We start from the raw sequence: 23,885 nt of genomic DNA, 5'->3' as shown, positions 1-23,885 counted from the left end.
TGACGATCGGCGAGCCGGAGGAGAACAACGCCTTCCTGGCCGCCGCCCGCGCGTTCACTTCATGAGCAGCTGAACGATCGCCGCGACCCTCCAAGGTCGCGGCCTCTCTTTCAGATCAGCTGACCGAGAGCGATCTCGAAGGTGGTGGCGGCGATCCGTTCCCGGGCGGGCGACCGGTGGTGGCAGCGCTCGAGCGCCCCACCGATGGCACGAGAGACGTCCTGGAAGATCGCCTCGTCCGAGACCTCGGTCGCGCCCTCCATGAGCAGCGCGAAGGTGCGGCCATGCCGCAGTTGGCGATGAAGTCCGGGATCACCGAGACATGGGTGCCGGCGTGTTCGCATATCGGACCGTAGAAGATCTCCGGGTCGGCGAAGGGGACGTTGGCACCGCAGGACACGACCTCCAGACCCGCGGTGATCATGGTGTCGACCCCCGGCATGCCCTGGAAGCTGTGGTTGCGTCTCAGCGTCCCTGTGGCGCCGGGTTCGAGGTGGGCGAAGCCGCGGTGGTCGACCTGAACGATGCCGAAGGAGAAGCCCTGTGGCACGTTCACCTTCACGGCAAGTTGGCAGTTCTTGCCGAAGTCCGTCGGCCGGGTACCTACACCAACCGCGGCGAGGTAACCGCTGTAGATCAAGTGGAAGGTGGCGTGCCCGGTGACACCGCCACCGCGACCGTGCCTCGGTAGCAGCCGGACCCGTTGACGGTGACCAGTTCGGCGGTGACCTCACCGGGCGGCGGTGTGCCGGCCGGTGGGAGAACGATGGCGGACATCGCCACGGCAGCGGCGGCAATCATGTTGATCATTGGACGCTCAGCTTCCGACGGGCCGGCTGCGGAGACCGCCGCACCTGTACCCAATCCGATGGCGGTGCCTGCGAACGCTCCGGTCGCCTTGCGATCACTTGACGATTCGCGGCGCAGCCCGACCAGGCTGCTTCCATTCGTACGCCGCCGGTACAGCGGTTAACGTTGCGGACAGCGTCTGGATTCGAGTGGGCACTCGAAGATCGAGCAGCAGACTTGGTCAGGTGAAGGTGTCATGTCCCCCGTTGCGCAGGGCAAGGCCGGGAACCTCCCCCTGGAGCTGACCAGTTTTGTGGGGCGTCGGCGTGAGGTGGCCGAGACCAAGCAGATGCTGTCGACCTCTCGTCTGGTGACGTTGACCGGAATCGGGGGTGTCGGCAAGTCCCGCCTTGCGCTGCGGGTGGCCACGCAGGTCCAGCGAGCCTTCGACGACGGGGGCTGGCTGGTCGAACTGGGTGAGGTGCAGGATCCGGCGTTGGTGGAGCACACAGTGGCAGATGCCTTCGGCTTGAGGGAGCAAGGCCCGCTGGGAGAGTCGTCGACGCCGGTCTCGAGACTGACGGAGCATCTGGCCGAGCGGCACGTGTTGCTGGTACTGGACAACTGCGGGCACGTGGTGGACGCGGTCGCGAAGCTGGGTGATGCGCTGCTGCGGTCCTGTCCGGAGTTGTGGGTGCTGGCCACCAGCCGGGAACCGCTGCGCATCGGCGGCGAGATCACCCGTCCGGTGCCGCCGCTGCCGACGCCTGAGTCGGACTCACGACGGCCACCCACCGTGCGGCAGGTGGCCCGGTTCGAAGCGGTGGCTCTGTTCACGGAGCGCGCCGGGGCGGTGGTTCCCGGATTCTGCCTCACGGCCGGCAACGCTGTCGTGGTCGCGGAGATCTGCCGCCGGGTGGAAGGGCTGCCGCTGGGGATCGAACTGGCCGCCGCCTGGTTGCGGGCGCTTTCGCCGGACGAGATTCTGCACCGCCTGTCCGACCGGTTCCGGCTCTTGGGCGTCGGTCCGCGCGGAACGCCGCACCGGCACCGCACCCTGCGGGCCTGCATCGACTGGAGCTACGGGCTGTGCACCCGCGCAGAACAGCTGCTGTGGGCTCGGCTGACCGTGTTCGCCGGTGGTTTCGAACTGGAGGCCGCCGAGAGTGTCTGTGCCGGTGGCGACCTCGCGTCGGGTGACGTGCTCGACCTGGTGACCTGCCTGGTGGACAAGTCGATCGTGATCCACGATCACGACGGCGCCGTGATGCGGTACCGGCTGTTGGACACGATCCGCGAATTCGGTCAGTACAAGCTGCGGGAATCCGGGCAGGACATCGCGTTGGCCCGGCAGCATCGAGATTGGTACGCCGCGGTGGTGGCGCAGGCGGAAGCCGAGTGGATCAGTCACCGGCAGGTGGACTGGTTCGCCCGCCTGAGACGGATGTACCCCAACATCCGGGCCGCGCTGGAGTTCTGTCTCGTGGAACCAGGTGAGTCCGCGGCCGCGCTGCGCATGGCCGCGTCCCTGTACCCGTACTGGTTCGGCCGCGGGCTGCTCACCGAGGGCCGGCACTGGCTCAACCGTGCCCTGGCTCTGCGGACGCACCCGAGTGCGGACCTCGCCCGTGCCCTCTACGCCGCCAGCATGCTGGCCGGGCACCAGAGCGACATCGCCGCCGCATCGACGCTGGTGGCCGAGGAGCAGCAGGTTTCCGAGCAGCTGGATGATGCCTCGACGCGCGCGATGTCCGGTCTCGCCTCGGGGTACCTCGCGATGTTCCAGGGTGACCTCCACCGCGCGGTCGCGCTCCTGAATGCCGCGGTCGACGCCTTCCGCGGCGCGGACGACGTGCTCATGTTGCTCGAAGCCCTTCTCGCGCTCGCGCTGGCCAGCGAAGGGCTCGGAGATCCCGCTCGAGCACTGGCCTGCCACGAAGAGGCACTTGCGATCACCGAACCCCGCGGCGAGGTGTGGTACCGGTCGATCTCGCTGTGGGTCCTCGGACTGGCGTTGTGGCAGCAGGGCCACCCACGACAGGCAGTCGGGTTGGTACAGCAGAGCCTGCGTCTGAAGCGCCCGCTCGATGACCTGCTCGGCGCCGCCTGGTGCCTGGAAGCCCTTGCCTGGATCGAGGCGGACGGACCGGATCCCCGTCGCGCCGCGACCCTGCTCGGCGCCGCCGCGGAACGCTGGCACGCCACCGACGCGTCCCCGGCGAAGTCCCCCCATTTGCTCGGATACCACGACATTTGCGAACAGCGGACACGTGGCGCGCTGGGCGAGCAGGCGTTCCAGACCGCGTTCCAGCGCGGGCTGGGCCTGAGCTTGGCAGATGCGAACGAATACGCCCTGAACGAGAAGCCTCAGGCGACGCCGTCACCCGACAGTCTCGCGAGGACTCTCACCCGGCGCGAGCAACAGGTGGCCGAACTGGTCGCGGAGGGCCTGACCAACAAGGAGATCGCCGCCCGCTTGGTGATCGCTCCGCGCACCGCGGAAACCCACGTGGAGAACATCCTGACCAAAGCCGGTCTGTCCAATCGCACTCAGATGGCCGCCTGGGTCAAGGAGCAGCGAGACAGCACCGACCGTTGACGGCGGAAGCCGACACCGAACTCCTTCGCGGGGCATCCGCGCACCGCTCACCGGATCAGGTCTCCCAATCCGATGCGTTCGCCTGATGAGGTGAACCCTTTCGCGGCAGCTGATCGACGCGCCGAGGTGGTCCGACCAGACCTGACAGGCCGCGATGGGACCGCTTTCGCGTTGGGCCCCAACGCGCCAGATGTCCCCAGCAAGTCTGTTGTGGACAGTATCCTCTGTCCACAATGGCCGGTTTCCGGCTGGAATTGATCCAGTGTGGCGCGCGGGACGCGGCGTGGATGTCAACTCCGCGCACTGTCGTGACCTGCTCCTGACGGGTGCAACATGTGACCAGCAGTTCAGGCACCGTGCGAGGTTCGATGTGGTCGGCCCGCCACCTGCTATGCAGATTGTGCAGTCCTACGCCGGTCAGCGGTAGCGCGGCGCCCTGGCGGCCTTGCGCCGGTCGAGCGTCTGCAGCAGCGGCATGGTGCGGAACGGGATGATCGCCGAGAGCACGACGATGCTGTCCGAACGGGAGACGAAGCGGGAGCGGCCGATCTCGATCAGCGCCTCCTGCAGCCCCTGGTGCGACTGGGCCGCGACCCGGCACAGGACGTCGCTGGCACCGGTGGTGGCGTACGCCTCGAGCACGCCGGGGATCGCGGCCAGGTCCTCGGCCACCTTGTCGAGCTCACCCTGGACGGTCTGCAGCTGCACGAAGCACTGCACCGGGAAGCCCGCGGCCGCCAGGTCGATGTGCGGCTGGTAGCCGGCGATCACGCCGGCCTCCTCGAGCTTGCGCAGCCTGGCCTGCACGGTCGCCCTGGCTACGTGGATGCGGCGCGAGGTCTCGAGCACGCCGATCTGCGGATGCTCGGCGAGCGACTCCAGGAGGGCGAAGTCGATGTCGTCGAGCCGAGCAGCCTCGCTCATGGCACCCCCGCTAGGCAATTTGCATAGTTGTGACGGGGTTCGTCTGTACGAGAGTAGCAGTATGAGCATTGTTCTCTGACGATATTGCTCAGCTTCTCGCAGTCCCCGCATGCTCCGTGACCAGACCACACCGCCCGCCGAGCACCTGCTGGAGGAAGCGACATGACCGTCGAAGGCACCCTGACCGCGGAGGAGAAGCTCGCCGGCCTCGACGCCGAGCAGCTCAGGCAGCTGGTCGGTCTCGTCGACTACGACGAGACCCGGGACCAGTTCCCGGTCAGCGGCTGGGACTCCATCGTGTTCGTCGTCGGCAACGCCACCCAGGCCGCGAGCTACTACCAGGCGACCTGGGGCATGGAGCTGGTCGCCTACTCCGGCCCGGAGAACGGCAACCGCGACCACAAGGCGTTCGTCCTCAAGTCCGGCTCGATCCGCTTCGTCGTCAAGGGTGCGGTCCACCCGGACAGCCCGCTGGTCGCCCACCACGCGAAGCACGGCGATGGCGTCGTCGACATCTCTCTCGAGGTGCCCGACGTCGACAAGTGCATCGCCCAGGCGAAGACGGCCGGAGCCACTGTCCTCGAGGAGCCTCACGACCTGACCGACGAGCACGGCACCGTCCGCGTCGCCGCGATCGCGACGTACGGCGAGACCCGGCACACGCTCGTCCAGCGCGTCGTCGACGGGGTCCGCTACGACGGCCCCCATCTCCCCGGCTACGAGCGGGCGTCGAGCACGTTCGTGAAGCGTGAGGGTGCGCCGAAGCGTCTCTTCCAGGCTCTCGACCACATCGTCGGCAACGTCGAGCTCGGGAAGATGGACGAGTGGGTCGGTTTCTACAACCGGGTCATGGGCTTCGTGAACATGGCGGAGTTCATCGGTGACGACATCGCCACCGACTACTCCGCACTGATGTCGAAGGTGGTCGCCAACGGCAACCACCGGGTGAAGTTCCCGCTCAACGAGCCGGCCGTCGCGAAGAAGAAGTCGCAGATCGACGAGTACCTCGAGTTCCACCGCGGCCCCGGCGCCCAGCACCTGGCGCTCGCGACCAACGACATCCTGCGCACCGTCGACGAGCTGCGGAAGGCAGGCGTCGACTTCCTCGACACCCCCGACGCCTACTACGACGACCCCGAGCTGCGGGCCCGCATCGGTGAGGTTCGGGTGCCGGTCGAGGAGCTGAAGAAGCGCGGCATCCTGGTCGACCGCGACGAGGACGGCTACCTGCTGCAGATCTTCACCAAGCCGCTCGGTGATCGGCCGACGGTCTTCTTCGAGCTGATCGAGCGGCACGGCTCGCTGGGCTTCGGCAAGGGCAACTTCAAGGCACTCTTCGAGTCCATCGAGCGCGAGCAGGATCGCCGTGGCAACCTCTGACGAGCTGGTCCGCGGCCTGGTCGACGACGCCGGGCTGTTCCCGCCGGAGGAGCTCGACATGGCCGCCGCCGTGGCCCGTCACCGGGCAGACCGGGCAGCCGCGAGCCCGGTGCTGACGCACCGCTTCGTGTGCCCGGTCGTCCGGTTCGCCGAGCTGAGGAAGCACCTGCCCGACGGGGACCGGATCGAACTGATCGCCCTCGGGCCGGCCACCTGGACGACCTGCCGGGAGATCGAGGCGGTGCTGGACGACCCGCGGCTCGTGCTGCGCGGGTTCGAGACCGTCCTGCCCGCCGGGGCGGCCGAACGCGAGGAGCTGCTCGCCGTCGCCGACGCGCTCGTCGCGCGGGTCCCAGGCCTCGAGGTCTGCGTCGAGGTCGGCATCCGGCCGGTGCACGGCACCGACCTCGACCTGCTGGCCGCGCATGGCCACCGGGCGAAGGTCCGCTGTGGCGGCGTACGGCGCGAGATGTTCCCGTCCGCGGCCGAACTTGCCGCGTTCCTCGTCGCCGCCGCCGAGCGGGGTCTCCCGTTCAAGGCCACCGCCGGGCTCCACCACGCGATCACCCACACCGACGGCACGACCGGTTTCGGCCACTTCGGCTTTCTCGACCTGATCGCGGGGACAGCCCGCGCGCTCGCCGGCGCACCTGTCGCCGAGGTCGAGGCGGCCCTGCTGGAGCGCGATCGCGCGACCGTCGTCGAGGCCACCGCGGGCCTGGCCGCGGCCACCGCCCGCGAGGTGCGCGACCTGTTCCGCTCCTTCGGCTCCTGCAGCACCAGCGAGCCCGTCGACGACCTGGCCGCGCTGGGTCTGCTTTCCACTGTCACCGCCTTCCAGCACCGAATCTGAGGAACTCGCGATGACCTCGTACCTTTCCGGTTTCGGCAACGGCTTCGAGACCGAGGCCCTTCCCCACGCCCTCCCGGTCGGCCGCAACTCGCCGCAGCGATGCGCCTACGGGTTGTACGCCGAGCAGTTGAGCGGCTCACCGTTCACCGCCCCGCGCGCCAGCAACGAGCGTTCCTGGCTCTACCGGATCCGTCCGAGCGTCGCCCACTGGGGCGAGTTCAGCCTCGTGCCGACCGAGGCGGGCAGCCCCACGGAGTCCGTGCAGCACTGGCGCTCGGCCCCGGACAACGCCCCCAAAGTGCCGATCGCGCAAATGCGGTGGGACCCGCACCCATTGCCGGACACCGAGCGGACCACCTTCATCACGGGCATCCGCACCATCACCACCGGCGGTGACGTCGAGGCGCAGACGGGCTTCGCCAACAGCGTCTACACGATCACCGACTCGATGGTCGACGAGTACTTCTACAACGGCGACGCCGAGATGCTCTTCGTCCTCGAGCACAACCCGGTCCGGTTCTGCACCGAGTTCGGCGTCATCGACGCGGAACCCGGTGAGATCGTGGTCGTCCCCCGTGGCGTGAAGCTGCGCGTCGAGGTGCCGGAAGGTCCCGCCCGCGGCTATCTCTGCGAGAACTACGGCGGCGCCTTCACGCTGCCCGAGCGCGGCCCGATCGGCGCGAACTGCCTGGCCAACCCGCGCGACTTCCTCACACCCGTCGCGGCGTTCGAGGACCGCGAGGTGCCCTCGACGCTCTACGTGAAGTGGGGCGGCGACCTGTGGCGCACGACGCTCGGCCACTCACCGCTCGACGTGGTCGCCTGGCACGGCAACTACGCGCCGTACAAGTACGACGTGCGACGGTTCTCGCCGGTGGGCCCGCTGCTCTTCGACCACGCGGATCCCTCGATCTTCACCGTGCTCACCTCGCCGAGCGAGACGCCGGGCACCGCCAACATCGACTTCGTCTGCTTCCCCGAGCGGTGGATGGTGGCCGAGGACACCTTCCGTCCCCCGTGGTACCACATGAACATCATGAGCGAGTTCATGGGACTCGTGTACGGCGTCTACGACGCCAAGCCCGGCGGCGGTTTCGCGCCTGGTGGCATCAGCCTCCACAACTGCATGATGCCGCACGGCCCGGATGCCAAGGCGTTCGAAGCAGGCAGCACGGAGGAGATGAAGCCGGTCAAGCAGGAGGGCACTCTCGCCTTCATGTTCGAGACCCGCTTCCCCCAGCGGGTCACGGCGTACGCCGCTGAGTCACCGCAGCGCCAGCGCGACTACGCCAACTGCTGGAGCGGCCTCGTCAAGCGCTTCACCCCGGAGCAGCCGTGAGCGCCCCGGTCGTCCTCGACGTCACGCACGACCCGAGCCTGCGCAGCTGGGTCGCGTCGGCGGGTGAGGGAAGCGACTTCCCGTTGCAGAACCTGCCGTTCGGTGTGGTCGCACCTCGCGCGGGCGGAGCACCGCGTGGTGTCGTGCGGATCGGTGACGAGGTGCTCGACCTGTCCGGGCTCGCCATCGCGGGCCTGCTCGAGGACGAGGCGCTGGCTGCCGCGAAGGCCGCGGGCGAGGGGTCCCTCAACGCGCTCTTCGCGCTGGGCGCCGGCCCCCGGCGGGCACTGCGGGCGGCACTGCACGGGCTGCTCGTCGAGGGCTCCCCGGCGCGGGAGCAGGTCGCGGCGCTGCTCACCCCGGTGGCTGAGGTCGACGTCCTGCTGCCGAGCGCGATCGGCGACTACACCGACTTCTACGTCGGCATCCACCACGCGGTGAACGTGGGCTCGATCTTCCGGCCCGACAACCCGCTGCTGCCCAACTACAAGTGGGTGCCGATCGGCTACCACGGCCGGGCGTCCAGCATCGGCGTCAGCGGCGGCACCGTCGTGCGGCCGCTCGGTCAGACGAAGCGCCCCGACGCCGACGCGCCGGCCTTCGTCCCCACCCAGCGGCTCGACATCGAGTTGGAGCTGGGGATCTGGATCGGCCAGGGCAACGAGCTCGGCGAGCCGATCGCGCTCGACGACGCCGAGGACCACGTCGCCGGCTTCTGCCTGCTCAACGACTGGAGCGCGCGCGACGTCCAGGCCTGGGAGTACCAGCCGCTGGGCCCGTTCCTGGCGAAGAACTTCGCCTCGACCGTCTCGGCGTGGGTGATCACCCCCGAGGCACTGGAGCCGTACCGGACGCCGTGGAACCGTCCCGCCGCCGATCCCGCCCCGCTGCCGCACCTCGACTCCGCGGCACACCGGCGGAGCTGCGGCTTCGACATCGACCTCGAGGTCCACCTGGTCACCGCGCGGATGCGGGCGGCGGGCGAGGAGCCCGTGCTAGTCAGTTCCTCGTCGACACGGCACATGTACTGGTCGGTGGCGCAGATGATCACCCATCACACCAGTAACGGCTGCAACCTGCGGCCCGGCGACCTGTTCGGCAGCGGCACGATCTCCGGTCCGACGCCGGGGTCGGAAGGCAGCTTCCTCGAGCTCACCCGCGGAGGAACCGAGCCGTTCGCCCTGCCCAACGGTGAGAAACGGACTTTCCTGCTCGACGGCGACGAGGTGGTCCTGCGTGCTCGCGCCCACCGCGAGGGCGCCGCCCCGATCGGCTTCGGAGAGTGCCGCGCCGCCATCTCTCCCGCTCCCGGAGGTGCGCGGTGATCGACAAGGTGCTCCACGACGCGGCCGCGGCCGTGGCGGACATCCCGTCCGGCGCGACCATCGCGGTCGGAGGCTTCGGGCTGTGCGGCATCCCGTCCGCGCTCATCGAGGCCCTGCTGGACAGCGGTGCCATCGACCTCGAGGTGGTCTCCAACAACTGTGGAGTCGACGACTGGGGCCTCGGCCGCCTGCTGCAGGCCGGCCGACTGCGGCGCATCGTGTCCTCGTACGTCGGGGAGAACAAGGAGTTCGCCCGGCAGTACCTCGCCGGAGAGCTCGAGGTGGAGCTCACGCCGCAGGGCACACTCGCCGAGCGGATGCGCGCGGGCGGATCCGGCATCCCGGCGTTCTTCACCGCGACCGGGAGCGGTACGCAAGTCGCCGATGGCGGCATCCCGTGGAAGTACGACGTCGAGGGCAACGTGGTCGTGAGTTCCCCGGCCAAGGAGACCCGCGTGTTCACGGTCGACGGCCACGAGCGCGAGCACGTCCTGGAGCAGGCGATCGTCGCTGACTTCGCCCTTGTCCGTGCCAGCAAGGGCGACCGTCACGGGAACCTCGTCTTCCGGCAGGCCGCGCGCAACTTCAACCCGCTCGCGGCAATGTGCGGGCGCATCACGCTCGCCGAAGTCGAGGAGCTCGTTGACCCCGGCGAGCTCGACCCCGACCAGATCCACACCCCAGGCGTCTTCGTGCAGCGCGTCGTCGCGCTCTCGCCGGAGGCGGCCGCCGACAAGCGCATCGAGAAGAGGACGGTCCAATGAGCTGGACCAGGGAGCAGATGGCCGCACGCGCGGCGGCCGAACTCGAGGACGGCGCCTACGTCAACCTCGGCATCGGGCTGCCGACCCTCGTGCCGAACTACGTGCCCGAGGGCGTCGAGCTCGTCCTGCAGTCGGAGAACGGCATTCTCGGCGTCGGGCCCTACCCCGACGAGGAGCACGTCGACGCGGACCTCGTCAACGCCGGCAAGGAGACGGTCACGGTGCGTCCGGGCGCGAGCTTCTTCGACTCGGCCACGTCGTTCGGCATGATCCGCGGCGGCAAGATCGACAGCGCCATCCTCGGCGCCATGCAGGTCTCGGCGACCGGGGACATCGCCAACTGGATGATCCCCGGCAAGATGGTCAAGGGCATGGGCGGCGCGATGGACCTGGTCCACGGCGCCCGCAAAGTCATCGTCCTCATGGAGCACCTCGCCAAGGACGGCTCGTTCAAGATCGTGGACGAGTGCAGCCTCCCGCTGACCGGCAGGGCCGTCGTCCAGCGGATCATCACCGACCTCTGCGTCCTCGACGTGACGGCCGACGGGCTGCGGCTGGCCGAGCTGGCGCCCGGGGTCACCGAGGACGAGGTGCGCGCGAAGACGGAGCCCGTCCTGCGCTGACGGCATGCCACCTTGCACAACCACGCGAAACCCGCAGAACCCGGAGTCGCCACGGTGGGCAACCGCCGACGTTCGACAAGGAGATCTACAAACAGCATCATGCGGTGGCGTGCGGCACGTCCGGAGCCTTGACCTGCCCGCTCGGATGTTCAGCTCGTCCGACGGCGAGTCCTGGCTGGCCGCCAACACGGTGGCCACCACGTGGTGACCGTTCCGGCGAGACGAGAGAAACTGACCGGTGGGGCCGCGCCCGCAGACAGTGTCGGCGCCGCCTGGCGAACGTGAGCTGGTGCCCGGTTTGCACTCGCGCGGCCGTGGCGGCGCATCATCAGGTCGCGATGCCACCTCAGCACCGTGTCCGGGCTGACCAGCAACCGGAGCCGGTGCAACGCCGCGCGGCCTAGGGACACAAGCAAAGCGGCGAGCAACACCCTGTCCTGAATGCGGCTGGCCGACCATTGATCAGCTCTCTGGCAGGGCGCCGTTGGCGATGGAACGAGCTGACTTGAAGGTCTTCGGTGCCCGAAGGCCTTGTGCCCGTCTGCGGGCGGTTCGGCTGTGAAGGCCCTTCAGTTGCCGCCCTTTCCTTCCTCGCCGCGCTTCTTGTCGTCCTTCTCGTCACCGCCGTCTTTCTTGTCGCCGTCCTCTTTCTTGCCGTTGACACGCTCGGACGTGAGGACCTGATCTGAGTCGATGAGCACCTTGGCGCCGTCGGTGATCAGGCGCAGCTGACGCGTCTCACGAAGCCGGCCACGGCTCTCGACGATGTATTCCACGCCGATGGTGACGGTGTCGGCGTTGATGGCCTGTGGTGCGTTGGTGATGACGAGATCCTTGACGTCCTTCCACGCCTTCTCGTAATGCTCCCTTCCTTGTGCCTGCATGGCCGGACTCAGTCGGGTCCACGCTTCGTCGAGGCGTTCGGGAAGCAAGGCGAAGTAGTCCGCAGCGGCCTGTCGCAGCTGAGCCGGAGCGACGGTAGTAGTCGTTGGCTGGTTAGCGGTCTGGTCGGGGGACGTCAACTGGGGGTACAGCAGTGCGATGAGCACGACGGCCGCGACCGCGGCGGCCACGATGGGGAGTGCGGTGCGCAGTCGGCGAGTTGCTGGTGCCTGGGGGTCTGCGAGCGGCTGCAGGTCCACGCGAGTCCGGGTCGGCGCTGGGTGGCCGACCGCCGCCGCGCGCAAGCTCTCCGTTGCCTGGGCCATCGTGGGACGGGCCGCAGGATCGGGTCGCATCATGTGCAGCACGACGTCGGTGATCGGGCCGTGGTGAGCGGGCGGGATCATCCGCCCTGCGGCCACGGCGTGCAGGAGCGCGATGGCGTTGTCACCGTCTCCGAACGGGGCACGTCCTTCCAGCGCGGTGTAGAGAGTGGCGCCGAGGGAGAACACGTCGCTGGCGGCGCTGGATTCGTGTCCCTGCGCCACTTCCGGTGCCAGGAACGCCGGTGTGCCGACCAACAGGCCGGTGGCGGTGACGGTGGTGTCGCCGTGGGCGCGGGCGATGCCGAAGTCGGTGATCTTCGCGGTTCCGGTGCCGGTGATCAGGACGTTGGCGGGCTTGACGTCCCGGTGCACGATGCCGGCCTCATGCGCCGCCGCCAGCGCGGCGGCTACCTGGCTCCCGATCTGAGCAAGCTGCGCGACGGGCAGAGGTCCGCGGGCCGCGATGATCTCAGCGAGGCTCTGCGCCGGCACGTACTCCATCACCAGGACCGGCTGGCCGCCGTCCTCGGTGACGTCGTGCACCGTGACCGCTCCCGGATGCTGCAGCCGGGCCGCGATCCGCGCTTCCCGCACCGCGCGTTGCCGGGCCTGCTCGGCCTCCTCAGTGGACAGTCCGGGCGCCAGCACGAGGTGCTTGAGCGCCACAACCCGGTCGAGGCGCTCGTCGAACGCCTGCCACACCACGCCCATGCCGCCGACGCCGATCTGTCTTTCGAGCCGATAACGCCCTGCAACCAGATCGCCCTGCTCAGTCACCGGCGCCTCCTCTGATCACAGCTGGTCGCTGGAGCTTATGTGCCGCCACAACGTGGATACCCTCCTCAGTGGACGAACGCACGCCCTGCACACGGTTGGCGATCATGACGCTTGGGAATACGTCGGGCACCTGATCTCCGACCGGAGGGCTGCCATGTCCGTGTCCGCCGACGACCGTGTGCTCGCCGAGCGTTACGAGCTCGGCGAGTTGCTGGGTTCGGGCGCTATGGCGGAGGTTCGCCGCGCGTGGGACACCCGGCTGCGGCGCCAGGTCGCGGTCAAACTGTTCCGAGCCGGATCCGAGGTCGGCGACGTGCTCCGGTTCGACAACGAGATCAAAACCCTGGCCGGGTTGTCTCATCCCGGCCTTGTGCAGGTCCACGACGCCGGAACGACCGCGGACACCCCGTTCGTCGTCCTGCAGCTCGTCGACGGCTGCACGCTGCGCGACCGCATCGCCGGTGGGCGACTCGCCGCCGACGACGTGCGACGGTTCGGCGCGGATCTCGCCGACGCGCTCGCCCACGTGCACGCACGCGGCGTGATGCATCGCGACATCAAGCCGTCCAACATTCTGATCGACCGCGACGGCAACGCCCACCTCGCCGACTTCGGACTGGCCCGCCTGATCGGCACCACCCGGCTGACCAGGCCCGATCAACTGGTCGGCACCGCCGCCTACCTCGCCCCCGAACAGGTACGCGGCGACGACTTCGGCTGCCCCGTGGACATCTACGCTCTCGGTCTGGTGTTGCTCGAATGCCTCACCGGCAAGCGGGAGTACCAAGGCAGCGAGATCGAAGCCGCAGTCGCTCGACTGCACCGCCAGCCCACCATTCCCGACGAGCTGCCCGCAGACCTCAAGCGCCTGCTCACGCTGATGACCTCGCTGTCGCCACGCCGGCGCCCGACGGCCGCCGAATGCGCAGGTGCCCTGCGCGAGCCGCGCGGGACTTCCACGCTTCTCGATGCGCCCATCCATCCGCGCCGCCCGATCCGCCTGCTCGTCACCTCCGCCGCGTTGGCGCTGTTCACCGCGGCAGGCATCACCGCGGCCGTTCTCCCTGCACCGCCACCCGCCGAATCCTCACCACCGCCAACCACCACACCGGCAACACCAGTCCCGACCAGCGCACCGGCAGCGGTTTCACCTCAGCCGCAGAACATCCCGTCCCCTGTCGCCCCGACCCAGGCAAACACGACCGGCGACGGCGAGAAGGGGGATGACAAGCGCAAGGAAGAAAAGTCCAAGGAAGTGGACAAGAACAACGACAAGGGGCGCGACGGCTGACTCACCTCAGCCGGCCCCGGCCTCGATCAGGGCGCGTCCCGCACCAGTCCGCAAGTCAAGTGGCGGGGAAGCTCCGCAAGGCCCTCCCGCACAAGGCGCTGGGCGGCATCGAGCCTCTGGACGCCGTACGGCCGCTGGTACGCCACGAAGATCCGCTCCAGCACCACGGCACCTGCGACGCAAGCAGCAGAGAAGACGAACGGCCACGTCACGCGTTCCACCGCCGCAAGCACGCCGTGCACCGCGGCAATGATCAAGAACACGACCGCGAGGCAGCGGACCTCGAGCTGAGCTGCACGCCCCGACCGTTCGGTCTTCCGACTCATAGGGGGCTGATCGTGACGGCTCCTCACATCGTTACGCCGTCTCAGACGCAATGCCCGCGGCGCCGAAGGAGAACTCGGCCCAGACCGTCTTCCGGTCTGCCCTCGCAAACACGCCCAATGTCGGGCACGTTCGTGGGAGCGCTGCACGCAGGTAGTCCGCCGGCGGCCACCTTCCCCTTCGCTGGCGTTTGCGGCCGATGAGGTTTCATGTCCACATCGGATGCGCCGACCTTCCTGTCATGGTTTGCAGGACACAGGATCCTCGATCGTTCGACAAATCGCGACGGCACAGACACTCAACGTCGCGCACCGGCGAGGCACAAGAAAATGTCCACTCTGGTCGGATGCTTTTCGCGTTTGGTGTGGCGTACCAGGGATATCCACAGAACGAACAACGTGCTTCAACCCACGATCGACAAAGACGGCGACGGCGTTCGGTGAGCGCCTGACCGCGGAGAAGTACTCGGTGGCGATGACTTCGCCGTCGACGAACGAGTGGAGGTGTCATGGAGATCACCGGCATCCTCAGCGCTTTGATCGTCGGCCTGGTGATCGGTGTGCTCGCCAAACTGATCATGCCAGGCAGACAGAAGACCCCGATCTGGCTCACGATTCTCGTCGGCATCGTCGCCGCTTTTATCGGAACGGCCATCGCCCGCGGGCTCGACGTGGCGAACACGGAAGGCATCGACTGGATCGAAGTGGTCATCCAGGTCGCGCTCGCTGCCGCCGGCATCGCCATCGTCGCGGGGACCCGCAAGCGCAAGTCGATCCTTTGACAGCCGCCTTGTTGGGCAAGATCTTGCCGCTCGATGGTCTGGTCGAGGGAAGATCGGTTGCGACCTTCGACCTTTCTGCTGGCCACTGAGTGGCTCGCCGGGGCTCCGATCACCGCTTGGCCACGGCGGGAATCGGAGCCCGCCACGCTTCAGGCAGACGTCAACGCGGACCCGCAGTCACGGCGTTGGTCTGTTCTGACATGCGTTGTCCTGCCAGCACATCCACGTCGACGGTGCCGGCTGCTGCGTGGACTACGACTGCGGATGGCCCTCGCTCCAGATCAACGCCTGATCACTACCTGGCGATCCCGCCGGTACCAACCTCGCCGCTGACCCACTGGTAGCGCGATTCGCGAGATCAAGTTCGTCAGCAACGCCCCGATAACGAGCCACAGCACCGCCGCCAAGCCCTCGTTCACCAGAGCGGCGAGCGCCTCGTTGCCCATTGTGAACAGATCGCTCGACCCGAAGGTGATGGCGCCGGCCCACTTCGTCACGAGGGCAGCGAACCCGTGGCTGATGCTTGCGCCCGCCACGACGAGGACGACGTGCACCAGCAGGACGGCGGCGAGCACCCAACACACAATGCTGACCACCGCGCAGATCGAGCGAACGGTGCGCAACCTGGCGTAGCCGTCTCGAGCGGCGACTACCTCCTCGACGACCACAGGCTCGCCCCACTCGAAGGGAAACCATCTGTCTGTTTCCTGTGACTGTGTCATGACGGCATCCCAGTGGTGACGTGTGATGAGACCAAGTCGTGCGGGTCCAATGTCCCGAGCTGTCGCTGCGGGTCAGCGCCCCGTTGCGCAGTTCTGTCAGGGCCGGACCGACCTCCTGAACCAGGCCCGTCGCTCGTCAACCGGTAGCGCCACGCGGCTGATCAGGTGTGTGAGCAACGCACCGATCGCAAGCCAGAGCAGTGCGGCGACACCTTCGTTGAGCAGAACGGCCGCCTTCTCATTGGCCGGGGTGAACAGACCGTCCAAGCCGAAATCGATTCCACCAGCCCAGCCGGAGATGAATGTGGCGAAGCCGTTGCCCATGTTCGCGCCCGCAACCACGAGCAGGATGTGCAGCAACAGGACGAGTGCGAACACCCAGCACACGATGTCGATCACTGCGCAGATCGTGCGTACCGCACGTGCCTTGCCGTAGCCGTCGCGGGCGGTGACCTCTTCCTCCACGACCGGAGGTTCCTCTGGCAACAGGTAGTCGTGCTCGTACTCCCTGCGCCGCCGTCTCTCGGGGTCAACTGGTCGAGTCATGCCTTCGGGTACCCGACGCGATCCAGTGTCGAAACGCGGTGAATGAGCCATGGCTGCAGCTTCTAGGTCCACTTCGGATTGTCCACATCGCCCCTCACCACTTGCTGTGGACGTGCCACTGCGGTGTGTGCCGCTAGCTCGTGATCGTGTGCCCGGCTGGCTCACGAACCGTGCTTCCCCTTGCCGTCATTGCTCTTCTGTGCGCGCTTTCGGGCCTTCGCCGGGGAATCATCGGACTCGATCGAACCGGGCCGGACAGCGATCGACGTCGCAGGAACGTCCGGTGGAACCAGGCCCGCACGCGGTCCGTTTGGTTGCTCCGCAACGAGTTTCTCATCGGAAGCCGGTGGCGCAGCGTCGTGCGCCACGTCCGCACTGCAGGCGGCGACGAGCAGGCTCGCAAGCGCGGCGGCCAGCAACGCCTGTGCGCGAGAACGCCAAGGACGCTGCTGGACCCGTGCCCTGGTGGTGACCGTACCGATGGCCTCGGAGCGGCCGATCGCACGCAGGATGCGGGCGCACTCGTACGCGGATGGCCTCTCGCCAGGATGTAGCGAGGTCATCAACGTCAACAAACGCGCCAGCTGGAACGGGAGACGGTCGGGCACGTGTGGCGAGCGGTGCAGCCGGGCGAGGGCTATCTCGATCGCGCTGCCTTCGTACTCCCGAAGTCCGGTCAGGCATTCCAGCAGCACCAGACCGAGCGCGTACACGTCGACCGCGGGTGTGATCTCGCCACCGCGCACCTGTTCCGGGGCGAGGTAGGCTGCCGTGCCCACGAACTGGTCGCTCCTGGTGAGCCGGGTGGTGCCGGCTGCTCGGGCCAGACCGAAGTCCGCCAGGTACACGGTGCCGTCTCGGTCACGCAGGATGTTGGAGGGCTTGATGTCACGGTGCACTACGCCGTGTGTGTGCACGTGGCCGAGAGCCTCCGCAAGGGAGCGGCCCAACTCGCACACCACTGTTATCGGCAACGGTCCGTACGCGATGCGATCGCGCAACGTGGACCCGTCGACGAGTTGCATCACCACGAAAGGCGTGGGCCCGATGGTGCCCGCGTCGTACACCGACACCAGCCCCGGGTGGGACAGCCCGGCCAGCGTGTGGATCTCGTTGTCGAACCGGCGCCGGTCGGCCGCGTCGTATCCGTTGCGGAGCAACTTGATCGCCACGGCGCGCCGCAGGACGGTGTCCCACGCGCGTCGTACTTCCGCCACACCCCCGACACCCAGAATCCCGGCCAACCGATAACGATCGGCGACAAGATCGTAATAGCCGGGCACGAGCGGCACCTTTCGTTCAGCATGCACTTTGTGGGTGCCCGCCAACAGGGTGAGCCAATCCCGCGGTGGTGCGAAACATCGCGCACGGGTACTCGGTCGGCTCCGCCATGATCTCCGCCGCGAGTTGGTCCACTACGTTGTGCAGTGATCGCGCTACACCGAACGCCTTGCGTTGCCTAGTGGCACCGTCGCCGCATCTGTCCACAACGGACAGAATGTTCTGCACCAGACGCAGATCCCCGACGGCGACGAGTTGATCCCGCACTCGGCTCACCAGCCGGTCCATCAGCAGCCGCGCGGGAAGCAGCCTCCCGGACATCACGTCGAACGCCTGACCTCTCAAGCCTTCTCGGGCCGCCTTCCAGGCGGCGAACCGCAGGAGTTCGACGGGGACGTTGCTCGCGACCAAACCCCGCCGCACGTCGCACACCGCGGTGGCGACGAGCGCACGTGTCACAGCGGCCAGCAGCACTGCCTCGTCCACAGTGGCCGCCACGTCAGCGACCCGGACTTCCACGGTGGGCAGGTGCGACGACGGCCGGACATCCCAGTAGATCATCTTCAGGTCGCGTGCCGCTCCGGTGGCCACCAGTGAGTCGCACACTTCGTCGTAGTGCTGCGCGGAACTGAACCAGGGTGGCGGTCCCGACACCGGCCAGCGTGACCACACCATCGACCGCCAGCTGGCATAGCCGGTGTCACGACCGTGGGCGAACGGAGAGTTCGCGGTCACCATGCCGAGCACGGGCAACCAGAGGCGCACGTGGTTGCACACCTGCACCGCGATCTCGCGATTCGGCACCGAGACGTGCACGTGGCAGCCGCAGATCACCTGCTCTACGGCCAACCGCCCGTAATCGTCGGCAATCTGCCGGTAGCGGTCGTCCGAGTTGATCGGCATCTTCGACGCGCCGATCGGTGGCACCGCCACAGCGAGGAGGAGACAGCCGAGCTGACGAGCGGACTGAGCCGCGATGAACCGCGCACCCAGCAACTGCCGCCGCACCTCCGCGAGGTCGTGGCACACCGTGGTCTTTGTCTCCAGCTGCGCGGCGGTGAGTTCGAGGTCGAACTCCACACCGAACTGCTCGCGTGCCCGCCGCACGACGTCCGGGCCTCGTGGCACCGGCTCGCCTGTACGCGGGTCGACCAGCAGGAACTCCTCCTCGACGCCGAGGCTCAGGATCGCGTTCACGAGCACCTCCGAGGAGTTCGCAACGTCGGTGACGCCGCACGATCTGGTTACCCGGATCGGAGGCGGGCCAAAGCTCTTGGTGTGCAACGAGAAGCGACGCTCTACCCGCGGCCCTCGGTGTCGTTGCCGAGCAGGGGACCCAGTGGGCCGAGATCGATGTCGAGGTCTTCCGCGGTGAGGCCGAACTGGTCGCGCAGCTCGTTCATGCGCTGCTCCAGAGCCATGAACGTCCGGCCCATCCGTTCCACCTGCTCATCACTGAGGTCGCCGTGCTCGATCCTGCGCAGGGCCTGGCGTTCCATGAGCTGGCGGAGCAGTTCGATGATCGTGAGCACGAGCGACGCGAGACCGCGTTCGACGTTCTCGTGATCGGTGTTGATGCGTTCGGGCAGCTGGCTCACGGGCTGTCCAGCTCGTCGCTCAAGGGATTCAGGGCGCTGACAGAGGTGATCAAGGTGCGCAGGGAGATGTGGACCAGGTCCACATCGGCGACGGACAGCCTCACGTCGCCGACGATGACGACACCGCCGGCGAGTACGCGGTCAAGCAGGTCGACCAGCGCGATACGCCGATCGCCGACCGGCGCGGGCGATCGCGAAGACGTGGGTTCGATCTCTGTCATCCTTGCCTCCCTTCTGCTTGGGGGCGCTGCGGGGAAATCTGATCGACACCGGCGAACGAGTAGGGCGGCCAGGGACCGGTCAGATCCAGGTCGATACCGGGGTGCTGATCATCGAGTGCCCGCACGGCGTCCGCGAATTCATCGGCTCGTTCGTTGTCGACGAGGTAGGTCCCGTTGAGGACGATCTGGGCTCGCTTGCTGAGGAGTTGGGCGTGCGGAACCGGCTGTCTCTTCGCGACGACGGCGATCCGGCTGAGAGCCTCGTGAATTTCGTGGGCGTTGGCGGCGGCCTTGGATTCCGCCGCCTGCTGGGCGGAGAGCACGGCCCGCCGCCTGAGCAGGTAGGCCGTTCCTTCACCGACACCCCCGGCTCGCTCATCGATGCTGTGCTGCGCGATGGAGTGGGGATCCGCGTAGCCCTTGACCCCCCACTCGGTTCGCCCCGTCACGCGGCGCAGTGCGGTGTCGAACTCGCCGCGATGTGCCACCAGCGACGCGCGCACGCTGTCGTCGTCGCGATAGACGGTGGCGAGGCGAAGTGGCACGGTGGGGCCGAAGTGGGTCACGAGGTCGACCACGGCGTCGTGGGCTCGTGCGGTCGCTTCCAACCAGTCGAGGTCCTCGAGATTGCGGCGGAGGGCATCCTCTCCGAACTCGTCGGCACCGACAGAGCCGACGACGGCCACCAGGTCGGCGGCCTCGACGATGCGCACTGGTTCCTGGGCCACCCCGGTCGTCGCGGGAAACTGTGCGAAGTCCAGTCGCCTGGTGACCGCGTACAGCCACACCACGTGCTGCTCACCCATCGTCGGGACCCTCATCCAGTTCCCGCAGGGCGTCCCGGTCCAGTTCGGCCAGTCGCGTCCGCAGCCGCTGGTTCTCCCGTTCGAGTTCGCGTCCCCTCCCCCCGTCACCGGACAGCCAGGGATCGTGCTCCCACCAGTTGATGCCGACCTCGCGGGCCGCTTCCAGTGACGCGATCACGAGGCGCAGTTTGATGGTGAGCAGTTCGATGTCGAGCAGGTTCACCTGGATGTCCCCGGCGATCACCACGCCTTTGTCGAGTACTCGCTCGAGGATGTCGGCGAGGTTCGCGGACTGGTGTCCCGCGGAACCGCCGAGCGGTTGCGGCAACCCTGCACCGGACCTGCTCGGTCTGGTCATCGCCGATCTCCAGAATTCCCGTCGATCCTGGCGCCGCGCGGATACCGCTGGGTGCGGTTGTAGGACAGCAACGTTCCGTCCAGGTCCAGATCCACCTCGTAGAGCGCGAGGAGGTCCGCCGAGGACGGAATGCGCTTCTCCTCGACCACTTCCACTTCGACCAGCCAGCCTTCCTCGGTGGGTTTCACCGCTGTCGCCCCGATCGGGTCCTTGCCGGTCAGATCGCCTATCGCCTCGATCGCGGCATCGGCTGCCTCCGCCGCGGACACCTCGGGCTCGTCGTCCGAGGGCTCGTCGACAGGCCGCTCACGACCTTCTCCGGCCGTCACTGTCGATCACCTCCGCTCCGCTCCACCTGCCGACGTTGCTGACTCATCAGACTTTCCGTGATCCTCCGCGCCTCCTCGTACTCCTCCTCTTCGGACAGTTCACCCGCGGCCACCCTTTCCTCGAGCTGGTCCAGTTCACGGCGAGTCTGCAGCCGCAGCTCCTCCTCGGCCTGCTCCAGCAGAACCTCGGCGAGGGCGATGACCCCGCGTACAGGTGCCAGTGGCAGGCCGAGGAGAAACCAGAGCAGGGCTGTCACGTCATTCCTCCGGTGTGGTGCGCGAGGTCGCGAAGTCGTACGGAGCCAATGGCCCCAGCAGCCGCAGCCCGACCCTGTTCGTCCAGTTCTCGGCGATCTCCTCCACGGCGGCACGGAACTCCTGCTCGTGGTCGATGCCGACGAGGAACGCGATGTTGACGGCGTCGTCCTCGTTCCTCGGATCACGCGGGGCGATGGAGACACTGAGTGGTGCGATCGCCTCGGCCACCGTGTGCGAATCGGCTTCGCGCTTGGCGGCAATGGCGTTGAAGATGAGTTCACCGAGTGCGACGAGGTCTTGCTGGTCGGCTTCCTCGCCTTGCGCCCGGATCCGTTCGTGCAGCCGAGCCGCCTCCTCGTTCTCGGTCAGCACCTCGCGCAGGATCGTCTCTTCCACGTAGCGGGCGTGCACGACGAACTCCCGCCGCCCCTCGAACTCGGAGAGCGCGGAAAGGAACTCATCGTGATACGGCGCGAGAAGTTCATCCCTGACAGCGTGTTCACTGCTCATGACCGAACCGAAGCGAAACGGGAGCACCGGTGTCTCGGCCGCCGCCAGGTCCAGCAGTCGCTCGTGCGCGACCAGGTCCTCCGCCTGGCCCAGCATCGTGTCGTGGGGAATGAGACTGACCAATGCCGCGATCTTGCCCTGCATCACCGTTTCGACGGGGGAGTCGCCGACTCCGCGTGCCCGCTCATCGGTGGCCACGTCCGCCGGCACGATGCCGTACACGTAACACACCGTGTCCTTGTCCTCTTCGGGCGATTGCGCCTCCGCGCGTGCCTCGGCCATGACACTCACTCGCCCTTCCGCCGTCTCGAGGGCTCCCGCCGTTCGAACTCCTCGCGTTTGTCGTGCAGTGCGTCTGACACCTTCTCGCCCACCGCGTCCAGCACGCCGCGGGTCTTGCCCTTGGCAACTCCCTTCGTCGTGTCACCCACGAGCTCCGGCATGCCGGCCCCCTTCTGAGAGGAGAGGTCGAGGCGGTTGGTCGCCTCGGCGAAGCGCAGATAGGTGTCCACGCTGGCGATGACGACTCGCGCGTTGATGGTCACCAACTCGATGCCGACGATCGACACGCTGACGTAGGCGTCGAGCACGAGGCCCTTGTCGAGGATGCTGTCGATGACGTCGGCCAAGCCGCCTGAGGCTCCGCCGCCACCTCCGGTTTGTTGTAGGGCTGTGGTCATCTCCTGGGCCGTTCCTTCCTGGTCCGAAGTCGTGGTGTTGCGATCTCGCCGGTTCGCCGCGGCAGTCATGCCCTGCGCGCGGTTCGCCGGCCTGCCCTGCCCGAGGTCGGGAGGTCCTGCTCCTCTTCCTCTTCCTCTTCCTCGTCCTCCTGGTCCTCGTCGTCCTCGGCCTCGTCCTCGACCTCGTCTTCCTCGTCGTCCTCGACCTCGTCTTCGTCCTCCCACTGCTCGTCCTCGTCGACGTCCGACTCGTCGTCATAGGCATCCGACTGGTCGTCATCCACCGAGTGCTCACCGTGGATCTCGCCGCGCCAGCCTTCGAGCTCGTCGGCGTGCAGAATCGTGTCCGTCATGACATGACGCTGGAAGTTCTTGAGCTCCAAACGGGCCCGGCGGCCCTGGGCGCGCCAGAGATTTCCCGTTCGCTCGAACAATCCGTGCGGGTGGTATTCGAGGATGAGCAGGATGCGAGTGAGGTCCGGCGTCAACTCGTGGAAGGTCACCGCACCGTCGACGTACCCCTTGTCCCCTTCCGAACGCCACACGATGCGTTCGTCGGGAACCTGCTCGATGATCGTGGACGTCCAGGTGCGCCGAGACCACCAGATCTTGGCCGTCCAGACCAGCTTCTCGTCGGACTCCTGCTCGACGTTCTCGACCTTCTTCATGAAACTGGGGAAGTCGGTGAACATCGTCCACTGGTCGTAGGCGACCTGAATCGGGACTCCCACGTCGATCTGCTCGACGATGTTGGTCAGCTTGAGCTTGTTGCCGCTTTGTTTGTTGCTGCCACCGAAAGGCAGAGCGTGCAGCACACCGCCGGCAAGGCCTTTGACCTTGTCCTTGACCTGCCCGACCACTTGCCCGCCCACCAACTCCGTCGCGTGGGACGCCACGTCGGCCAGCCGGTCGGTCAGCCCGGGCTTCGCAGCCGACGCGTCCTTGTCCCCGGACTTCTTCTTCGATCCCGTCAGCGCCGACGCCAGTCCACCTCCGTCGCCACGGGCGAGGTCGTTGATCCGCCCCGCCGCGCCCGTGACCCGGTCGGTCACCTTCGCGGCAGCCCGGTCGACCACTGCCGAAGCGAGGTTCTGGAACGAATCCTTGAGCGTGCTGTTCGGAGTGCTGTCACTCGCTGATCGCTTGACAGTGCTCGTCATCCCACGTCACCTCCGTGTGCGCTGCGCCGACGAACGGCCCGTACCGCTCGTCGAGCGCGCGGCCCGACGCCGCGGCGTCGCCTTCTTGCTGTCGTCGGATCCGGCGTCCTTGGAATCGGATTGCTTGGTCCGGCGAGAGGTGGCGCGGTTCGCCGCCGAGCGGCGCGCAGGCTTGGCCGGCGGTTCGGGTTCGTCGGTGTCCTCGTCGGGCTCGTCGTTGGCGCGGCGGGAAGCACCGCGGCCCGACGCCGAACGGCGAGTGCGCCGGACAGGTGCCTCGGACTCCTCGGCGTCCTCGTCCGAGTCCTCATCGGGCTCGTCGTTGGCCCGGCGGGAAGCACCGCCGCCCGACGCCGAACGGCGAGTGCGCCGGACAGGTGCCTCGGACTCCTCGGCGTCCTCGTCCGAGTCCTCATCGGATTCGTCGTCGCCACGACGA

Annotated in this window: 27 protein-coding genes and 2 pseudogenes; 9 read left to right on the top strand and 20 right to left on the bottom strand. The window is 67.6% G+C overall.

Annotated elements, in window-relative coordinates:
- Positions 1-110: 110 nt before the first annotated feature.
- The 3 genes and pseudogenes from DI276_RS52120 to DI276_RS49985 all read right to left on the bottom strand — a co-directional run bounded on the left by DI276_RS52120 (position 111) and on the right by DI276_RS49985 (position 810).
- Positions 111-263: a hypothetical protein gene (locus DI276_RS52120; RefSeq protein ID WP_232836704.1), complete on the bottom strand. Its 153-nt coding sequence runs from the start codon at positions 261-263 to the stop codon at positions 111-113.
- Between the two features lie 233 nt (positions 264-496).
- Positions 497-640, bottom strand: a pseudogene (locus DI276_RS53410) (DUF4360 domain-containing protein); the annotation flags it as partial.
- A complete protein-coding gene (locus DI276_RS49985; RefSeq protein ID WP_157984758.1) occupies positions 637-810 on the bottom strand; it encodes a hypothetical protein in 174 nt (57 codons plus the stop codon). The gene DI276_RS49985 and the pseudogene DI276_RS53410, both read right to left, overlap by 4 nt.
- A 235-nt stretch (positions 811-1,045) precedes the next feature.
- Between DI276_RS49985 and DI276_RS16745 the strand changes: the two genes are divergently transcribed.
- On the top strand, positions 1,046-3,388 hold the full coding sequence (locus DI276_RS16745; RefSeq protein ID WP_112264229.1) for an ATP-binding protein: 2,343 nt from the start codon (positions 1,046-1,048) through the stop codon (positions 3,386-3,388).
- Between the two features lie 417 nt (positions 3,389-3,805).
- On the opposite strand, the gene DI276_RS16740 is transcribed toward DI276_RS16745, so the two are convergent.
- A complete protein-coding gene (locus tag DI276_RS16740) occupies positions 3,806-4,312 on the bottom strand; it encodes an Lrp/AsnC family transcriptional regulator (protein WP_112264228.1) in 507 nt (168 codons plus the stop codon).
- A 162-nt stretch (positions 4,313-4,474) separates the two neighbouring features.
- Here DI276_RS16740 and hppD point away from each other — a divergent pair, with 162 nt between their 5' ends.
- Genes hppD through DI276_RS16710 form a run of 6 tightly spaced genes read left to right on the top strand, consistent with a single transcriptional unit; the run spans position 4,475 to position 10,596 of the window.
- Positions 4,475-5,692, top strand: coding sequence for a 4-hydroxyphenylpyruvate dioxygenase (gene hppD, locus DI276_RS16735; RefSeq protein ID WP_112264227.1), 1,218 nt, complete (start codon positions 4,475-4,477; stop codon positions 5,690-5,692).
- Positions 5,679-6,545: a hypothetical protein gene (locus tag DI276_RS16730; RefSeq protein ID WP_112264226.1), complete on the top strand. Its 867-nt coding sequence runs from the start codon at positions 5,679-5,681 to the stop codon at positions 6,543-6,545. The genes hppD and DI276_RS16730 overlap by 14 nt, the downstream gene beginning before the upstream one ends.
- Before the next feature lie 10 nt (positions 6,546-6,555).
- Entirely contained in the window at positions 6,556-7,884 is a 1,329-nt protein-coding gene (gene hmgA / locus DI276_RS16725) for a homogentisate 1,2-dioxygenase (RefSeq protein WP_112264225.1), read from the top strand.
- Positions 7,881-9,209, top strand: coding sequence for a fumarylacetoacetase (gene fahA / locus DI276_RS16720; protein ID WP_112264224.1), 1,329 nt, complete (start codon positions 7,881-7,883; stop codon positions 9,207-9,209). Before hmgA ends, fahA begins: the two co-directional genes overlap by 4 nt.
- Positions 9,209-9,973: a CoA transferase subunit A gene (locus DI276_RS16715; RefSeq protein WP_112264294.1), complete on the top strand. Its 765-nt coding sequence runs from the start codon at positions 9,209-9,211 to the stop codon at positions 9,971-9,973. The genes fahA and DI276_RS16715 overlap by 1 nt, the downstream gene beginning before the upstream one ends.
- Positions 9,970-10,596 carry a CoA transferase subunit B gene (locus tag DI276_RS16710; protein WP_112264223.1) on the top strand — a complete coding sequence of 209 codons (627 nt, stop codon included), beginning with the start codon at positions 9,970-9,972 and terminating at the stop codon, positions 10,594-10,596. The genes DI276_RS16715 and DI276_RS16710 overlap by 4 nt, the downstream gene beginning before the upstream one ends.
- 569 nt (positions 10,597-11,165) lie before the next feature.
- Here DI276_RS16710 and DI276_RS16700 read toward each other — a convergent pair.
- Positions 11,166-12,581 (bottom strand): serine/threonine-protein kinase, encoded by a 1,416-nt coding sequence (locus tag DI276_RS16700; protein ID WP_232836703.1) that lies wholly within the window; start codon positions 12,579-12,581, stop codon positions 11,166-11,168.
- A gap of 37 nt (positions 12,582-12,618) precedes the next feature.
- Here DI276_RS16700 and DI276_RS16695 point away from each other — a divergent pair, with 37 nt between their 5' ends.
- On the top strand, positions 12,619-13,872 hold the full coding sequence (locus DI276_RS16695) for a serine/threonine-protein kinase (protein WP_112264222.1): 1,254 nt from the start codon (positions 12,619-12,621) through the stop codon (positions 13,870-13,872).
- 26 nt (positions 13,873-13,898) lie between these two features.
- Here DI276_RS16695 and DI276_RS16690 read toward each other — a convergent pair whose 3' ends face one another.
- Positions 13,899-14,198: a hypothetical protein gene (locus DI276_RS16690; RefSeq protein ID WP_112264221.1), complete on the bottom strand. Its 300-nt coding sequence runs from the start codon at positions 14,196-14,198 to the stop codon at positions 13,899-13,901.
- 506 nt (positions 14,199-14,704) lie between these two features.
- On the opposite strand from DI276_RS16690, the gene DI276_RS16685 reads away from it, so the two are divergent.
- A complete protein-coding gene (locus tag DI276_RS16685) occupies positions 14,705-14,977 on the top strand; it encodes a GlsB/YeaQ/YmgE family stress response membrane protein (RefSeq protein WP_112264220.1) in 273 nt (90 codons plus the stop codon).
- Positions 14,978-15,258: 281 nt separating this feature from the next.
- Here the strand turns inward: DI276_RS16685 and DI276_RS16680 are convergent, their stop codons facing one another.
- The 14 genes and pseudogenes from DI276_RS16680 to DI276_RS50935 all read right to left on the bottom strand — a co-directional run.
- Positions 15,259-15,552 carry a hypothetical protein gene (locus DI276_RS16680; protein ID WP_232836702.1) on the bottom strand — a complete coding sequence of 98 codons (294 nt, stop codon included), beginning with the start codon at positions 15,550-15,552 and terminating at the stop codon, positions 15,259-15,261.
- A 243-nt stretch (positions 15,553-15,795) separates the two neighbouring features.
- Positions 15,796-16,245, bottom strand: coding sequence for a hypothetical protein (locus tag DI276_RS16675; protein WP_232836701.1), 450 nt, complete (start codon positions 16,243-16,245; stop codon positions 15,796-15,798).
- A 161-nt stretch (positions 16,246-16,406) separates the two neighbouring features.
- Positions 16,407-17,528: a serine/threonine-protein kinase gene (locus DI276_RS16670; protein ID WP_157984757.1), complete on the bottom strand. Its 1,122-nt coding sequence runs from the start codon at positions 17,526-17,528 to the stop codon at positions 16,407-16,409.
- Between the two features lie 16 nt (positions 17,529-17,544).
- A complete protein-coding gene (locus tag DI276_RS16665; RefSeq protein WP_112264289.1) occupies positions 17,545-18,723 on the bottom strand; it encodes a carboxylate-amine ligase in 1,179 nt (392 codons plus the stop codon).
- Between the two features lie 101 nt (positions 18,724-18,824).
- A complete protein-coding gene (locus tag DI276_RS16660; RefSeq protein WP_198680694.1) occupies positions 18,825-19,115 on the bottom strand; it encodes a gas vesicle protein K in 291 nt (96 codons plus the stop codon).
- Positions 19,116-19,120: 5 nt separating this feature from the next.
- Positions 19,121-19,345, bottom strand: coding sequence for a gas vesicle protein (locus tag DI276_RS16655; protein WP_112264216.1), 225 nt, complete (start codon positions 19,343-19,345; stop codon positions 19,121-19,123).
- Complete coding sequence (locus DI276_RS16650; RefSeq protein ID WP_112264215.1) at positions 19,342-20,151, bottom strand: GvpL/GvpF family gas vesicle protein; 810 nt, start codon at positions 20,149-20,151, stop codon at positions 19,342-19,344. The genes DI276_RS16655 and DI276_RS16650 overlap by 4 nt, the downstream gene beginning before the upstream one ends.
- Positions 20,144-20,509 (bottom strand): gas vesicle protein, encoded by a 366-nt coding sequence (locus DI276_RS16645; protein ID WP_112264214.1) that lies wholly within the window; start codon positions 20,507-20,509, stop codon positions 20,144-20,146. The genes DI276_RS16650 and DI276_RS16645 overlap by 8 nt, the downstream gene beginning before the upstream one ends.
- Positions 20,506-20,838 carry a gas vesicle protein GvpO gene (gvpO, locus tag DI276_RS16640; protein ID WP_112264213.1) on the bottom strand — a complete coding sequence of 111 codons (333 nt, stop codon included), beginning with the start codon at positions 20,836-20,838 and terminating at the stop codon, positions 20,506-20,508. The genes DI276_RS16645 and gvpO overlap by 4 nt, the downstream gene beginning before the upstream one ends.
- Positions 20,835-21,095: a gas vesicle protein GvpG gene (locus tag DI276_RS16635; protein WP_198680675.1), complete on the bottom strand. Its 261-nt coding sequence runs from the start codon at positions 21,093-21,095 to the stop codon at positions 20,835-20,837. Before DI276_RS16635 ends, gvpO begins: the two co-directional genes overlap by 4 nt.
- Position 21,096: 1 nt before the next feature.
- Positions 21,097-21,888, bottom strand: a complete 792-nt coding sequence (locus tag DI276_RS16630) for a GvpL/GvpF family gas vesicle protein (protein WP_112264212.1) — start codon at positions 21,886-21,888, stop codon at positions 21,097-21,099.
- Positions 21,889-21,893: 5 nt separating this feature from the next.
- Positions 21,894-22,286 carry a gas vesicle protein GvpJ gene (gvpJ, locus tag DI276_RS16625; RefSeq protein WP_112264285.1) on the bottom strand — a complete coding sequence of 131 codons (393 nt, stop codon included), beginning with the start codon at positions 22,284-22,286 and terminating at the stop codon, positions 21,894-21,896.
- Between the two features lie 65 nt (positions 22,287-22,351).
- Complete coding sequence (locus DI276_RS16620; protein WP_112264211.1) at positions 22,352-23,446, bottom strand: SRPBCC family protein; 1,095 nt, start codon at positions 23,444-23,446, stop codon at positions 22,352-22,354.
- A 6-nt stretch (positions 23,447-23,452) separates the two neighbouring features.
- Positions 23,453-23,885, bottom strand: a pseudogene (locus DI276_RS50935) (hypothetical protein); the annotation flags it as partial.

The organism is Lentzea terrae (assembly GCF_003265345.1).
GTDB lineage: Bacteria > Actinomycetota > Actinomycetes > Mycobacteriales > Pseudonocardiaceae > Lentzea > Lentzea terrae.
The sequence above is the reverse complement of the archived record's forward strand: the minus strand, read 5'-3'. Positions and strand labels throughout refer to the sequence as shown.

What these genes read in the sequence shown, in the direction of transcription:
- DI276_RS52120 (WP_232836704.1), bottom strand. Translation starts at nt 263, where the DNA reads ATGGAGGGCGCGACCGAGGTCTCGGACGAGGCGATCTTCCAGGACGTC.
- DI276_RS49985 (WP_157984758.1), bottom strand. Translation starts at nt 810, where the DNA reads ATGATCAACATGATTGCCGCCGCTGCCGTGGCGATGTCCGCCATCGTT.
- DI276_RS16745 (WP_112264229.1), top strand. Translation starts at nt 1,046, where the DNA reads ATGTCCCCCGTTGCGCAGGGCAAGGCCGGGAACCTCCCCCTGGAGCTG.
- DI276_RS16740 (WP_112264228.1), bottom strand. Translation starts at nt 4,312, where the DNA reads ATGAGCGAGGCTGCTCGGCTCGACGACATCGACTTCGCCCTCCTGGAG.
- hppD (WP_112264227.1), top strand. Translation starts at nt 4,475, where the DNA reads ATGACCGTCGAAGGCACCCTGACCGCGGAGGAGAAGCTCGCCGGCCTC.
- hmgA (WP_112264225.1), top strand. Translation starts at nt 6,556, where the DNA reads ATGACCTCGTACCTTTCCGGTTTCGGCAACGGCTTCGAGACCGAGGCC.
- DI276_RS16710 (WP_112264223.1), top strand. Translation starts at nt 9,970, where the DNA reads ATGAGCTGGACCAGGGAGCAGATGGCCGCACGCGCGGCGGCCGAACTC.
- DI276_RS16695 (WP_112264222.1), top strand. Translation starts at nt 12,619, where the DNA reads ATGTGCCGCCACAACGTGGATACCCTCCTCAGTGGACGAACGCACGCC.
- DI276_RS16690 (WP_112264221.1), bottom strand. Translation starts at nt 14,198, where the DNA reads ATGAGTCGGAAGACCGAACGGTCGGGGCGTGCAGCTCAGCTCGAGGTC.
- DI276_RS16685 (WP_112264220.1), top strand. Translation starts at nt 14,705, where the DNA reads ATGGAGATCACCGGCATCCTCAGCGCTTTGATCGTCGGCCTGGTGATC.
- DI276_RS16675 (WP_232836701.1), bottom strand. Translation starts at nt 16,245, where the DNA reads ATGACTCGACCAGTTGACCCCGAGAGACGGCGGCGCAGGGAGTACGAG.
- DI276_RS16655 (WP_112264216.1), bottom strand. Translation starts at nt 19,345, where the DNA reads ATGACAGAGATCGAACCCACGTCTTCGCGATCGCCCGCGCCGGTCGGC.
- DI276_RS16650 (WP_112264215.1), bottom strand. Translation starts at nt 20,151, where the DNA reads ATGGGTGAGCAGCACGTGGTGTGGCTGTACGCGGTCACCAGGCGACTG.
- DI276_RS16645 (WP_112264214.1), bottom strand. Translation starts at nt 20,509, where the DNA reads ATGACCAGACCGAGCAGGTCCGGTGCAGGGTTGCCGCAACCGCTCGGC.
- DI276_RS16630 (WP_112264212.1), bottom strand. Translation starts at nt 21,888, where the DNA reads ATGGCCGAGGCACGCGCGGAGGCGCAATCGCCCGAAGAGGACAAGGAC.
- gvpJ (WP_112264285.1), bottom strand. Translation starts at nt 22,286, where the DNA reads ATGACCACAGCCCTACAACAAACCGGAGGTGGCGGCGGAGCCTCAGGC.
- DI276_RS16620 (WP_112264211.1), bottom strand. Translation starts at nt 23,446, where the DNA reads ATGACGAGCACTGTCAAGCGATCAGCGAGTGACAGCACTCCGAACAGC.